The sequence below is a fragment of the Candidatus Binatus sp. genome (assembly GCF_030646925.1).
Classification (GTDB): Bacteria; Desulfobacterota; Binatia; order Binatales; family Binataceae; genus Binatus.
Genome location: NZ_JAUSKL010000044.1, coordinates 1 through 12,502 on the forward strand (window position 1 = coordinate 1; position 12,502 = coordinate 12,502).

The following is a 12,502-nucleotide window of genomic DNA, read 5'->3' on the forward strand; positions in this document are numbered from 1 at the left end:
GGATGATCCTTGGGTACTCGCCGCTCCGCCGATATGTAGCTGAACATTCCGCTCTGCTGATGGTCCACCCCACGCATCTCCGCCACCTCCTCCTACAACCACTTCCTACTCCACTATACACTGCCAAGCGGAAAACCCGTCGTTTTTCCGCAGCCTGCTAGACGATATTTTCCTGAAAAATGCGTTTCAAACTCTCAGAATAGGGACGCTTTTCTCTTCACGCGGAATCATTTTAAGGGGAACTCGACGTGGAAATGACATTTGGGAGACCCGACGAACAACGGAGTTTCGTGGAGTCACACAAGCTTTTTTTCGAGCGTTTTCCGAATCTCGCAGCCACGATGAACTTAGCCTTCGTTCGCACGATGACGAACAGCGGCCTGGCGGATGCAGTCGTATTCTATCTGGGGAGGCTTTGCACCGACGATTTCAATGAAATCCTGCTCCTCTGCGGCAATGGCTACGGATCGGGCGCGATGAAACTGCTCCGCGGGCTATACGAACGGGTCGTTACTGGACGTCATCTTCATACACATCCCGATGAGTGCCGCGATTTCTTGGACTTCTATTGGATAAATGCCCATCGAGTGGCGCGAGCTATCGAAGACGTTTTTGGGAAGGGCCAAATATCTGCGGCGAAGGTCGCAGAACTCGAAGCGAAGCGAGCAGAGGTCAAGTCCCGATACATGGTCACGTCTTGCAAGAAATGCGGTACAAAGCGTCTCAATTATACATGGAGCAAGCTGGACTTCGTTTCGATGGCGCGCGCCACCGGTTCGACTGGGAAGCGACTCGTGGACGCCTACTTCCTGCCGATGGAGCAAGCCCATAGCACAGCCGGTGCGATTGGGTCCCGCCTTAAAGAGAAGCCGGACGGTACAATAACCTTCGACAACGAATCACAGAGGGGCCTCGCCGATCGCGCCTTGATTACGGGCCACAACCTGATGCTCGACATGCTTTGCCTTCAGAGGGAGCATTTCGGGCTCGTTGCGCTCGACGATCCTGTGGCAAAGTGTCTGAAGGACTTTGCGGAAATCTGGAAACGAACAGAGGATCAAGCGCAATAGATTCTCAGCCGAGCCGACGACGATGAGATCGCACCGATCATTGAAGGCAAACATCGCAAAGGCCTTGCATTCGTTGCGTTGGCCGACCCTTAAGCTTTGTAGTCGGCCTTCAGCTCTATAGGGGAGGGCGTCGAACGAGGGTTTGGTATGCCGTCGCCGCGCGGCGCGCAAAACCAGGAGGCAAGACAATCCAACTGATGTGAGTAAGCGGAACAATTTTGTGATGTTCCCGGTCGAACACCTGACCAAATTGCAATGGCTGCCAAACGCCTCGGTAGGATTTCGTCAGTGTCACCTCATAGGCCATTGAATTATAGAGACTCACCCAGACCGTTGGTGTCTCGAAATTGCGCCATCCAAGAATAAGGATGTGACCACGTGTCACTTGCAGGTCTTCGGTCTCTTCGGCGAGCAATAAGCGTCGGCATGGCAGTACGCACAACCTCGCGCCGGCGACGGTCGCCAGGCCGCCCATGCTCCGGCCCTGCGCGCGACGCGTAATCGGCAGCGTTTCGGCGATCATCACGATCAAGGATGCGGCCGAAATGACGATCGAAACCTTGGCCCGGTGAATGTGCGGATTTTCGGTGGTGACCGGATACCTCAGCCTGGTTGGGACTCCGAGCCGCTATCTTGTTTGGGCTGGTGATTGACGAGACGAGCGGTCTCTCGCTCGATGAGCCGCCGGCAAATCCGGCAGGAGATCCCTGGCGCCGCTTCGGCGGTCGCCCGCCGAGCGACTCTGGGCATACTTCTCGGGAGGCGTCTTGAATTACTGGCTACCGAGGATCGGCTCGCGTCCAGGGCTAGCCGTCGTCGGCTGTCGGGTAGACCTGTATAGCGCGGATCCGATCCTGCTGGCGCGGAACTTCTTTCGGCAAGACGTCTCGTCGGCGCTGAGAGAGCCGCGCGCGCATTCCACATCCTCGGCAAGGGACTCCAAACTACGTTCTATTATTAGAACTTTTGTCAACCACCAAGCTGTCAACCACCGCGTTGTCAACCGCCGTTCAAGTGTCAACCGGTTGACAAGGTTGACAGAGAGCAGTTCGCAGCAGACTGCGTCATCCGCCAAGCAGTCCGCGATTTCTGAGTTCTCTGCAGAAAAATAGAAAATAGTGCGCAGGTTTGGGCATTTTCTTCTACTCAAGGGGCCGGAGAAGCTCAGATTCTGCCGTGCGCGGCTGACACTTGCTCGATTTTCTCTGTTGAGCATCAGGCCGGTGCCCTTCGGGCGCCTCGTTTGTGAAGGAGCGTTCGCCAAAACGCGCGGTGAACTGTTCGCTCCGTCGGTTTTCGGTAGCTGGTTCTCAAGAAGCTGGTAGAGAATCAAAAAACCCAGAGATGCGGACCTTGTCCCACTCCGCCGCCCGCGCCGCCGGGAGTTTCGATTAACGAGAATTTGAAAATAGCCGAACGCCCGCAGGCGAATGTCCCCACCCAGCTCCTCTGAATAGGACTTGTGATGGCAACCCTAGCCTTCTACCAGTAGCTCCGCAGTTGAAGTTCCCGAAGTCCAGCGGGTCATAAAAAACTCGAGTACGCAATCATGAAGGGTGCTAAATTCGCTGACCTAAGACTGACCTGGAAGGATCCTCGAATTCTTGAAATCGAGTTCAGCATGGCGTGCAGTTGGACTTTATCCGCCCGGGCAGACCGGTTGAGAACAGTTGCTTTTGACTATCCGGTCTGGCCCACTTCGATGCTTTCATTTGGCCCACCCTCCAGGGCTTCATCGTCTTTTTCTCTGAGAGATTGTAATCGTCCGATCCTTTCGCCCCGTGGATTCCCTTGACGGCCGCTGCCAAACTTCTATCGACCCACCTCACCAGCGCGGCATGACATGCCGGGCGAAGCGCTCAAGGCCCGCCGACGGCAAGACCTTGATCGCGCAGCCGGTGCTGAAGCCCAAGCGGATGTGGACGATCGATGACATCCGCCGCTGCAAGTATGAGGTCGTATCGCCGCTAAGGGCTTACAAGGAAAAACTGCGAGCCGGAGGCGCTTCCAATGGCGAACTCAAACACTAAGATTGCAATCGTCACTGGCGCCGGACAGGGCATCGGGCGCGCGATCGCCCGCGTGCTCGCCGAGCGCGGCGCCGGCCGCAGGGATGGAACGATGAATTTCGGCGACATCATTTATACGAAGGAAGACGGCATCGCGACCATCACGATCAACCGGCCGAAAGTATTGAACGCGTTTCGCGGCGAGACGGTAGACGAGATGATCGCGGCGTTCAAGGATTCGCACGACGCTTGAGGCTCGCGCGCGCCTTGCCTGACCATACGTTTGAAGCGCGCCCGCAGCCGAGAGTTCGCGCAGTCGCGGAGTTTCCGCGCGGCTACTTCGAGCGTACAATTTCGCACAGAGGTACACGAAATGACGATGCCCAAGTTCTCTAGCAGGATGTTGATTAAAGGGTGAATTTGGAAGATTCGCCTCCAATCGCGAAGCGTACAAGCCTCTTGAGATCATTCGAGATCAGTAAGTGTGTAGCTAAATCCAACAATTTGTATTTTTCAACAGCCTGCTAGAGAAGAGGCCTTCTTGCTCTGCGAAGTCCGCGCAGGCCATTACTTCCAACCGCACGAGGGACTGCTCTGGTCAGACGTGGCTAGTGCTATTGATTTATATCAAGCAGCAGACAAGCGGGGCGTTGATGGCAACGTACTTATCGAAAAGCTACGAGGACTCGACCAGCAGAGCAGTCGTCGCATTTGTGACTGCATCGCACTGGCATGGAATGAGAAGAGTGTTGAATTGACTGAGGCACTGCGGAGCCACGGTCTTAACATCACCCCATAGCGCAGCAATGGCGTTGAGAGACCTCATAAACCGACTAGCTCTTTACGTCGGGCGAAAGAACACCACGACTGCGAGCGACGCGGTGCCTTTTAATGCGGACACTTGGAGTCGTTACAAACGAATCGCTCAGAATCTCGACGAGATGGGCAGCGAGAACCTGCTTTCCCCTGAGGCGTTGCACGCCGCATTCAGATACGCTCTCAGAACCAGCGCTGACGCAGGCGGGCGATTCGTCGAATCTCTACAAATAGTGGAACAAGCAGCCGCGCGAGAGAAAGCAGGCGAACCAGAGCCTATTGACCCGACATCGAAGTCGCGTGAGGATGACGCTTTTCAGTTCCTCGCACAGATGGTGGTTCGGGCTCGCGCGGAACAATGAAATTGATTTGAAGCCCCTCGACAAACGGTCCTACAGCCAAGGCTCCCTAAAAACCGCCTTCCAATCGTACTGCCAAGTCGGAAGCAGTTCTGAAGGGGCCGACGCTCGAAACAACATCGTGTATCGCAAAACGACCACCTCGAATGCTCGGACGCAAGAGTCAAGTTCTGGCATCGTCGGGGGTTGAGTTGGTTCGCCAACGAGATGGGCTATCATCGTGCTCGCGAATCTTTGAAGATTTGCGGCCTTTGACCGAAGCTCGTTCAACTCGACTTGAATTCGAGCGGGGTCGATGCATGACGCGCCTAAGCCGACGAGATTGCTGAACGTCTCGTTCGCCCAGCCTTCCACCTGAGCCCTCGATGGCGCGTATGCTCCACCACTGTTGGGTTCGTGACGCATATCTTGAGTGTGACCCGCAAACCCCGCCATCATCTTGGCCGCAAACGTAGAAACGAACCGCTCTCGCGAAATTATCTCAGGTCGTCGTTGAATCGCACTGAGCAATTTCGTGACCGAGATGCTCTTGGAATCTTGCTGCCGCCTCACAGCCATCGCAGCCCAAGCGGCAAACGTCATCGTCGATAGGTCGTAGAAGGAACTGGGCTTCTGCAATCGCGGATTATCCTGCACGATTTTGCGAACTTCCTCGAAGACGTGGTGACCGATGACGAGATTCTGAACATCGGCGTAGATGGCATCGAGCCATTTTTCCCATCGTCGAAATTGCTGTTCTTCTGTCATTGCATCCAGTTAGCGAACCGCCGAGGTACTACCATCTCCTTCATTGCCACCTTTTCCCAATCGGTTCGCTGAAAGAACGTGATGACCGCGATGGGCATTTTGGCCGATTTTGCGCCCGTGGCAAATTCCGCGTCGTATGTTCCGAACCGCGCAACATATCCGAGACCCTCGATGATGCGCACTTCTTCCAGCAGCGAGCGCTGAGCGTTCAGCTTGCCGGTTTCATCGATTTCCCCAAATATGTCTTTCCAATCGCTCAAGTTCTGCTTGAAGCTCGCTGCCGCATCTAAGGCGTCAGTTTTGAGTTGGCTCTCATCGAAGAGCAGCGCTCCCCAACATTCCAGCACCCGCCGCATATCGCGCTCATCAGAGAACGAACACGCTTCGATTTTCACATGCTTGTCGTTCCAGGCTTCGAGTGTGTCGCCAACGGCTAAAGCGGCTTCCTCCGTGGTGCGAATATGTCGCGCGCCAATGAAGGCGTCTTCGCCCTGGTCGAGAGCGACCGCAACTTTCTGGTAAACTTCCTTGCTGACGCGCACGCCGCTCTCCAGACGTTCCAGAGACTTCTCGCTGATACCAGCCTTCTGAGCCAAACTCAGTCTCTTGACCCCGCGGAGTCCTCGGCACAGGCGGACAAAGTCACCAATCTCCTTCGGGGTTAGCTCTCGATACTCGCCCTTGATTCCTTCGACTTTCTGATTCATCTCGACCTCCTTGCGATACTCACGCTACGACCGGTTCCTTTCACGCGCAATTAAATCAGGCAGGATTTGACCCGACAGTGAACCGACAGTGAAAAGAACGTGCCGCGTAGTCAGCGCCTTTTTTCAGGGTCGCGAATGCGCGGTGCGCGATTCAAAATGAAAACCTTGAGCGAAAGCGACTGAGCGCAATCGAGCGCATACGCCGATTAGAATCCGAAGTCTGATGCTCTATCCAGTTGAGCTACGGGCGCGCGCTGCGACGGTGTCGAAAGTCTAAATGCTCAAAACGCCTCGGCGCAAGCCGTGCACGCCTCCGCGCAACCGGTGCGCATCCCATCCCCGCAAACGCCCGCACTGCCCGACATATTCGGCATCATCGGCAGTCGGCTTTGTGGCCTACCACGGAGCCAAGGGGGCGGTCCGGCTGATGACTAAAGCGGCGGCCTTGGAATATGCCAAGCAGGGCATCCGGGTGAATTCGATTCATCCCGGAATCATCGACACGCCGATCATCGGGAGTTCAAATATCTCGCGCGAGGCGATCGAGCAATTCCAGGCGATGACACCGCTCGGCCGAATCGGACGGCCAGAAGAGATCGCGCACGGGTCGCTATTTCTGTGCTCCGATGAAGCTTCGTTTGTGACTGGCGCCGAACTGGTGATAGATGGCGGATGGACCGCGCAGTAACCGATGCGGGGCCGACCAGGATCCAAATTGTTAAGACGGCTACCCTAAGCGGCCGTAAATGACACCGAGAGGAGGTGGGCCATTGGCGAAAATCAATACCGTTCTCGGAATAGCCGAACCCAAAGATCTGGGATTCACTCTTATCCACGAGCATCTGTCAGCAGGAATGCCCGGCTGGGAATTCGACAACTGGCGCTTCGATCGCAAGCGCCAGATGGCCGCGTTGGTCGAGAAGCTCAAGGAGATCAAAGCGCTTGGCGTGTCGAGTATGGTGGATCCGTGCCCAATGGAGCTCGGACGTATACCGGATTTCGCCGCCGAAGCCGCCGACAAATCGGGGATCAGGATTATCATCGCTACCGGTGTATATAACGAGGCGCTGGGCTTTCCGGCGCACTTCCGCATGATGTCAGCGGACGATATCGCCGAGGTCTACGTCCGCGAACTGAGCGAAGGAATCGACGGCAGCGGAATCAAAGCCGGCATCATCAAGACCGCGACCGGCGGCGTGCCCGGATGGACGCCCAAGGACGAAGGCGTGACCGCCAACGAACAGAAGGCGCTGCGCGCCGCCGCGCGCGCGCACAAGGCCACCGGCGCGCCGATTCTCTGTCACAATAGCGAGCTTTCCCCGTTCGGCCGCGAGACGCTGGACATCTTCGGTGAAGAAGGGGTCGATTTCAAACGCGTGCTGATTGGGCACGCCTGTGGCGTCGGCGATATGCGCTATTACTTCGAAATTCTCGAACGCGGCGCCTGGCTCGGGTTCGACCGGTTCGGGATCGAAGCGATCGCGCCCGACAAGATGCGGCTGGCGTCATTGTTTGGGCTGCTGGCGGTCGGTTACGACCGTATAATGCTGTCGCACGACGCGGTTTACTGCTGGCTGGGGCGGATGACCAAGGACGTCGAGCACCTGATGAAGGCGTCGCCGAACTGGAACTACGCGCACATCTGCAAGAATATCATCCCCGCGTTGCGCGAGGGCGGCGTGAGCGAGGAGAAGATTCGCACCATGACAGTGAGTAATCCGCGCGCCTATTTCGGCGGCTGAGGCCGCGCGGTCCGGTTTGTGACGCTGGAGATTTCACCAGTCCCCGGAGCACGCAACTGGCAGAGCTAGAACGCGCGCGCGTGCTGGAGCCTGGCTTTCTGGCATCGGCGGCTTATGCGTGCAAGCTGCTCACCGATCTTGGCGCCGAATCAAGGCCGAAGAACCCGCGGGCGACGCTGCAAGACTGCGTGGGCCGTTTCCCAACGGCGTTCCCGATCCCGAAAAGAGCGGCCTGTTCCTTTACTTAAACACCAACAAGCGCAGCATCCACGCTCGAGACGATCGCAAAGGACTACGTGCGCGAGCGCCGCCAGCGGCAGCGCGAGACGTTCGTCCCGTTGCGACGCGATCCCGGGCGCGCGCAAGTCGACTTCGGCGAAGCGTTGGCGGTGATCGGCGGAGTGGAGCGGAAGATCCACTTCTTTGCGATGGACTATCAGGTCTGGCGGCGGCGGGCGGCTGATCGTCTACACCTGTCGTCGATCCCCGACTCCGGAGTGGCGAGGAATGGAGTTCCGCACCACACGCCGATCGCACCCAGCGCGAGCGCCGCGACAATGCCGCGCCCGTCCGCGATTCCACCCGCAGCGACGACCGGTTTGGGACTGACCGCATCGACTACTTGCGGAATCAGCGCCATAGTCCCGATGCGGCTGTTGTGGCCGCCGCCGTCGGTGCCCTGCGCGACGATTACGTCGAGCCCGGAATCGACAAAACGGAGCGCATGCTTTACCGCACCCGCGACCGCCATAACTTTCATCCCGCGGGCGTGCGCTTCCTTGACCATGAAGCCGGGATCGCCGAGGCCCGAAACATATACCGGCACTTTCTCGTCCAGCACGACTTCGATCTGCTTTTTGAAAAAGTCGCGCGAGAACGCCATTCCGCCGCGCGCCGCGCTGCGGTCCGGATCGGGAAGCTGATAACGCTGCTTGAAGTTCCGGGCGAAATCGACGTGGCCCTGCGGCAACTCGGCGCGGAATTGCGAGCTGGTGCCCAACGCCGGCACGGTCGAGGGCAGCAGCGTATCGACGCCGAAGGGCTTGTCGGTCAGCTTGCGGGTGCGCTTGATCCATTCCGACAGCTCGTCGGCGCCGCAGGCCGCGGCGCCTAGAATTCCGAGTCCGCCTGCGTTGGAAACGGCGGCTGCGAGTTCCGGCGTCGAAGCGCCGCCCATCCCGGCCAGCAGGATCGGTTACTTGATGCCGAAGATGTCGCAAAGAGGTGTGTGCAATACTTTTGAACTCATAATGCCAGCTCTCTTTCGATCGGTATTTTCCCGCTGCGCTGGGTCATGCAGCGCCGTGGGCGTCTATTAGTTTTGGTCGTAGCCGACTTTCGCCGTTTTGAGCCGCCTCGCGTGCTACTTCTGATGCTTGCGAAAGTCGGGTTTCCGGCGTTCTAGAAACGCATTGCGTCCTTCCATCGCTTCGTCGGTGCCGTAGTAGAGCATGAGCGCCGACATCCCAAGCGCGCCGATCCCCTTGATGTGGTCGGTCTCCGCTTCGAATGACGCCTTCGCAATTTTGATCGCGGTGGGGCTCATCGCCAGGATCTCGCGCGCCCAGCTCCGCGCCTCATCCATCAACTGCGCGGCGGGCACGACCTTGTTGACCAGGCCCATCTCGAGTGATTCCTGCGCCGAATACTGCCGGCACAGGTACCAGATCTCCCGCGCCTTTTTTTCTCCGACCACGCGGGTCAGGTAGGCCGTGCCGAAGCCGGGATCGACGCTGCCGACCCGGGGCCCGGCCTGGCCGAATTTCGCGGTATCGGCCGCGATCGTCAGATCGCAGATCACGTGGAAAACGTGGCCGCCGCCGATTGCGTAGCCGTTGACCGCCGCGATGACGGGTTTGGGAATGTCGCGAATCAGCGCATGCAACTCATCGACGTGCATCCCGCCCTGGTAGCCGCTTTTGCCGCGCGACGACTGGTCGCCGCCGGAGCAGAAGGCGCGGTCGCCCGCGCCGGTCAGGATCACGACGCCGATCGAGCCGTCGTCGCGCGCATCCTTGAACGCCGCGATCATCTCGTCCACCGTCTCGCCGCGAAACGCATTCAATACTTGCGGCCGGTTGATCGTGATGGTCGCGATGCCGTCTTCCTTTGTATAAATGATGTCGCCAAAATTCATCGTTCCATCCCTGCGGCCGTCGCCGCGCATTGCTCAGCGATACGCCGCGAATTCACGCCCAAACGTTTCCCTTGCGATGATCGCCTTCATAATCTCGGGAGTGCCGTCGCCGATCTCAAGCCCGATCACGTCGCGCAGGCGTTGCTCGAAAGGGAGTTCCTGGCTGTACCCGATCCAGCCGTGCAGCACGATGCATGCGTGGATGGCCTCGGCGGCCGCCTTCGGCCCGAGCCACTTCGCCATCGCGGCTTCTTTCGTGTGCGGCTCGCCGCGGTCGCGCAGCGCCAGACACTGGTATGCGAGCAGCCGGGCCGCAGAAATCATCGTCAGGTGCTCGGCGATCTGGAACGCGACGCCTTCATGCTTGGCGATCGGGCGGCCGAAGGTGTGGCGCTGCTTGGCATACTCGATCGTCTCGTCGAGAGATTGCTGGGCGACGCCGACGCAGGCCAGCGCGATGATCGCGCGGTTGTAATCGAACGCGCCCATCGCCTGATAGAAACCGCCCGACTCGCCGCCGATCAGATGGTCAGCGGGAACCCGGACGCCGTCGAACACGAGCGAGCCGCGCTGAGTCAGCCGTTCCCCGGCGCTGCGATAGACCTGGCGCGACACGCCGGGCAGATCGAGCGGCACCATCAACGCGCCGATCCCACGCGCGCCCGCGCCGCCGGTCCGCGCGAACACCACGCAGGCGTCGGCCATGCCGGCGAAAGTGATCGAGGCCTTCTCGCCGCGCACGACGTAACTGTCGCCATCGCGTTCCGCGCTGGTGGTAATCGCGGCCGCGTCGGAGCCCGCGTTGGGTTCGGTGAGTCCGAAGGCAACTACTTTATCCCCGCTGGCGATGGCGGGGAGCCACGCGCGCTTGACGGATTCGCTGGCGTGGCCGGCCAGGATGTCCGCGATGATCATGCCAATCTGCAGAAAGAGCGAAGTGTTGTAATCGCCGCGGGACAGCTCTTCAGACGCGATCCCCGCCATCACATAGGATGACTCAGTGCCGCCGTAGGCCTCCGGCACGCGCAGGCCGGCGATTCCGAGATCGGCCAGTTCGCGGATACGTTCGCGGGGAAACGGCTCGCCGCGATCCCATTTCGCGTAGTCGGGCGCCAGGCGCTCGCGCGCGAAGCGGCGTACGTTCTCGGCGAAGAGCCGCTCCTGTTCTGTAAAGCCGAAATCCATGCCGGATAATCTCCGCCCCCGCGCCGCTCAACGTCCGCTAAAAGAGGGTGTGCGCTTTTCGAGGAAGGCGCGCATGCCTTCGCGCCGGTCCTCGGTTCCAAATAAGAAAGCCAGCGCCTGGCGCTCGCTTTCGATACCGCTCTTGAGACTGCTCTCCTGCGCCCCGTGCACCAGCATCTTCGCGCTGCGAATCGCCAGCGGCGGCAATTGGGCGAGTCGCCGGGCCCATTCGAGCGAAGTCTCGAAGGCCCGCCCCGGCTCGACGACCTCGTTGATCAAGCCGTAACGCAGGGCCGCATCGCTATCCAGCGGATCGCCGAAATAGATCATCCGCTTGGCGATCGCGGGCGGGAGCATACGGCCAAGCCGCTGCGTACCGCCCGCGCCGGGGAGCACTCCAATTTTGATTTCCGGCACGCCCAATGAGGCGTCACGCGCCATGATCCGCAGATCGCAGGCCAGCGCCAGTTCGCATCCACCGCCGAAGGCAATGCCGTCGATGGCCGCAATCGTGGGGAACGGCAGATCCTCGATCGCGTTGTACGCGGTCTGGATTCGTTCGATGAACTTAAGGAATTCGTCCGGGCGTCCGATCTCGACCAGCTTCGATATGTCGGCGCCGGCGGAGAAGGCGCGGCCGTTGCCGGTGAAGATCAGCGCGCGCAGATCGGCGCTCGCGAGCGAGTCCGCGAGCCCACGCAATTCGGCCACCATCTGCGGATTGATCGCGTTGAGCTTATCCGGGCGGTTGAGCCGCACCACTCCGATTCCGTCCTCGATCGCGCAGTTGATGGTTTCGTACATGCCGCCCGCCGGACCTAGATCATCGTCAGCCCGCCGCTGACCGAGAGCGTCTGGCCGGTAATGAAGCCCGCGTCGTCGGAAGCGAGGAACGCGACCGCGGATGCGATCTCGTCGGGTTCCGCGAGCCTTCGAAACGGCACCGCGCGCACCAGCGATTCCATCAGTTTCGAGTTCTGCATCGCCTGCTTGAGCAGCGGTGTGCCGGTCGGTCCCGGACAGACCACGTTAACGTTGATGTGGTGGCGCGCCATCTCGCGGGCGAGGGTCTTCGAGAATCCGATCAAGCCGCTCTTGGCGCCTGAATAGACCGCCTCGCCGGTAGACCCCACACGTCCCGCGTCGGAGGCGATGCTCACGATGCGGCCCTTGCCGCGCGCGATCATCCCCTCGAGCACCGCCCGGATGCATATGATTGGCCCTTTGAGATTGATCGCGATGACCTTGTCCCAGGTCTCTTCGCGGCTCTCGATGAACGGTTCAATTTTGTCCCAGCCCGCGTTGTTGACCAGCACGTCGATCGGGCCGAGGCGCTTCTCGCATTCGGCAACGGCGGCGCGCACAGCAGCGGAATTGGTGACATCGACGGCGATTGCGATAGCGGCGGCGCCGATCGCATCGGCGGTCTGGCGCGCATTGTCTTCGATGATGTCGGCGACGGCGACCTTGGCGCCCTCGGCTGCGAGCCGCTTCGCGATGGCCTCACCGATACCCCGGCCTGCGCCGGTAACGAACGCCACTTTCCCTTCAAGTCCCCGCATTGGCTGGCCTCCTTGTCGGCCGGTGGACGTCAGGCGGCGACGCGATGCGCAGTAAATCGCACCGGCAAATGCTTGATGCCGGCGATCAGGTTCGAGCGCAGTCGCTCCATCGAGCCGGTGGCTTCCATATCGGGCAGGCGCCGCAGCAGTTCATCGATCATGACCCGC

The 12,502-nt window shown here is 59.6% G+C and carries 13 protein-coding genes and 1 pseudogene; 6 read left to right on the forward strand and 8 right to left on the reverse strand.

The features are described 5' to 3' along the window. Positions 1-254: 254 nt before the first annotated feature. Entirely contained in the window at positions 255-1,070 is an 816-nt protein-coding gene (locus tag Q7S58_RS07225) for a DUF5677 domain-containing protein (RefSeq protein ID WP_304822746.1), read from the forward strand. A gap of 115 nt (positions 1,071-1,185) precedes the next feature. Here Q7S58_RS07225 and Q7S58_RS07230 read toward each other — a convergent pair whose 3' ends face one another. Further along, complete coding sequence (locus Q7S58_RS07230) at positions 1,186-1,602, reverse strand: hypothetical protein (protein WP_304822714.1); 417 nt, start codon at positions 1,600-1,602, stop codon at positions 1,186-1,188. Positions 1,603-2,908: 1,306 nt separating this feature from the next. Here Q7S58_RS07230 and Q7S58_RS07235 point away from each other — a divergent pair. Both Q7S58_RS07235 and Q7S58_RS22105 read left to right on the forward strand, forming a co-directional pair. Then, positions 2,909-3,100 (forward strand): hypothetical protein, encoded by a 192-nt coding sequence (locus tag Q7S58_RS07235; RefSeq protein WP_304822717.1) that lies wholly within the window; start codon positions 2,909-2,911, stop codon positions 3,098-3,100. Then, on the forward strand, positions 3,081-3,332 hold the full coding sequence (locus Q7S58_RS22105) for an enoyl-CoA hydratase-related protein (RefSeq protein WP_370655474.1): 252 nt from the start codon (positions 3,081-3,083) through the stop codon (positions 3,330-3,332). The genes Q7S58_RS07235 and Q7S58_RS22105 overlap by 20 nt, the downstream gene beginning before the upstream one ends. Before the next feature lie 955 nt (positions 3,333-4,287). Here Q7S58_RS22105 and Q7S58_RS07245 read toward each other — a convergent pair. Both Q7S58_RS07245 and Q7S58_RS07250 read right to left on the reverse strand, forming a co-directional pair. Beyond that, entirely contained in the window at positions 4,288-5,001 is a 714-nt protein-coding gene (locus Q7S58_RS07245; protein WP_304822720.1) for a hypothetical protein, read from the reverse strand. Beyond that, a complete protein-coding gene (locus Q7S58_RS07250; RefSeq protein ID WP_304822723.1) occupies positions 4,998-5,708 on the reverse strand; it encodes a hypothetical protein in 711 nt (236 codons plus the stop codon). The genes Q7S58_RS07245 and Q7S58_RS07250 overlap by 4 nt, the downstream gene beginning before the upstream one ends. A 427-nt stretch (positions 5,709-6,135) precedes the next feature. Here Q7S58_RS07250 and Q7S58_RS22110 point away from each other — a divergent pair, with 427 nt between their 5' ends. The 3 genes and pseudogenes from Q7S58_RS22110 to Q7S58_RS07265 all read left to right on the forward strand — a co-directional run. Beyond that, the gene (locus Q7S58_RS22110; RefSeq protein WP_370655475.1) at positions 6,136-6,396 is read left to right on the forward strand and encodes an SDR family NAD(P)-dependent oxidoreductase; all 261 of its coding nucleotides are present in this window, start codon (positions 6,136-6,138) and stop codon (positions 6,394-6,396) included. A gap of 82 nt (positions 6,397-6,478) precedes the next feature. Beyond that, the gene (locus Q7S58_RS07260; RefSeq protein WP_304822730.1) at positions 6,479-7,450 is read left to right on the forward strand and encodes a phosphotriesterase; all 972 of its coding nucleotides are present in this window, start codon (positions 6,479-6,481) and stop codon (positions 7,448-7,450) included. Positions 7,451-7,728: 278 nt separating this feature from the next. Next, positions 7,729-7,884, forward strand: a pseudogene (locus Q7S58_RS07265) (IS21 family transposase); the annotation flags it as partial. A 2-nt stretch (positions 7,885-7,886) separates the two neighbouring features. Here the strand turns inward: Q7S58_RS07265 and Q7S58_RS07270 are convergent. The 5 genes from Q7S58_RS07270 to Q7S58_RS07290 form a co-directional block, all read right to left on the reverse strand. Next, a complete protein-coding gene (locus Q7S58_RS07270; RefSeq protein WP_370655477.1) occupies positions 7,887-8,642 on the reverse strand; it encodes an NAD(P)H-dependent flavin oxidoreductase in 756 nt (251 codons plus the stop codon). Positions 8,643-8,813: 171 nt separating this feature from the next. Beyond that, the gene (menB, locus tag Q7S58_RS07275; RefSeq protein ID WP_370655476.1) at positions 8,814-9,587 is read right to left on the reverse strand and encodes a 1,4-dihydroxy-2-naphthoyl-CoA synthase; all 774 of its coding nucleotides are present in this window, start codon (positions 9,585-9,587) and stop codon (positions 8,814-8,816) included. Positions 9,588-9,620: 33 nt separating this feature from the next. Then, complete coding sequence (locus Q7S58_RS07280) at positions 9,621-10,772, reverse strand: acyl-CoA dehydrogenase family protein (RefSeq protein WP_304822737.1); 1,152 nt, start codon at positions 10,770-10,772, stop codon at positions 9,621-9,623. Positions 10,773-10,799: 27 nt separating this feature from the next. Continuing rightward, positions 10,800-11,576 carry an enoyl-CoA hydratase/isomerase family protein gene (locus tag Q7S58_RS07285; RefSeq protein WP_304822740.1) on the reverse strand — a complete coding sequence of 259 codons (777 nt, stop codon included), beginning with the start codon at positions 11,574-11,576 and terminating at the stop codon, positions 10,800-10,802. Positions 11,577-11,590: 14 nt separating this feature from the next. Beyond that, positions 11,591-12,334: an SDR family NAD(P)-dependent oxidoreductase gene (locus Q7S58_RS07290; RefSeq protein WP_304822743.1), complete on the reverse strand. Its 744-nt coding sequence runs from the start codon at positions 12,332-12,334 to the stop codon at positions 11,591-11,593. Between the last annotated feature and the right edge of the window lie 168 nt (positions 12,335-12,502).

What these genes read in the sequence shown, in the direction of transcription:
- menB (WP_370655476.1), bottom strand. Translation starts at nt 9,587, where the DNA reads ATGAATTTTGGCGACATCATTTATACAAAGGAAGACGGCATCGCGACC.
- Q7S58_RS07250 (WP_304822723.1), bottom strand. Translation starts at nt 5,708, where the DNA reads ATGAATCAGAAAGTCGAAGGAATCAAGGGCGAGTATCGAGAGCTAACC.
- Q7S58_RS07245 (WP_304822720.1), bottom strand. Translation starts at nt 5,001, where the DNA reads ATGACAGAAGAACAGCAATTTCGACGATGGGAAAAATGGCTCGATGCC.
- Q7S58_RS07235 (WP_304822717.1), top strand. Translation starts at nt 2,909, where the DNA reads ATGACATGCCGGGCGAAGCGCTCAAGGCCCGCCGACGGCAAGACCTTG.
- Q7S58_RS07290 (WP_304822743.1), bottom strand. Translation starts at nt 12,334, where the DNA reads ATGCGGGGACTTGAAGGGAAAGTGGCGTTCGTTACCGGCGCAGGCCGG.
- Q7S58_RS07285 (WP_304822740.1), bottom strand. Translation starts at nt 11,576, where the DNA reads ATGTACGAAACCATCAACTGCGCGATCGAGGACGGAATCGGAGTGGTG.
- Q7S58_RS07280 (WP_304822737.1), bottom strand. Translation starts at nt 10,772, where the DNA reads ATGGATTTCGGCTTTACAGAACAGGAGCGGCTCTTCGCCGAGAACGTA.
- Q7S58_RS22110 (WP_370655475.1), top strand. Translation starts at nt 6,136, where the DNA reads ATGACTAAAGCGGCGGCCTTGGAATATGCCAAGCAGGGCATCCGGGTG.
- Q7S58_RS07225 (WP_304822746.1), top strand. Translation starts at nt 255, where the DNA reads ATGACATTTGGGAGACCCGACGAACAACGGAGTTTCGTGGAGTCACAC.
- Q7S58_RS22105 (WP_370655474.1), top strand. Translation starts at nt 3,081, where the DNA reads ATGGCGAACTCAAACACTAAGATTGCAATCGTCACTGGCGCCGGACAG.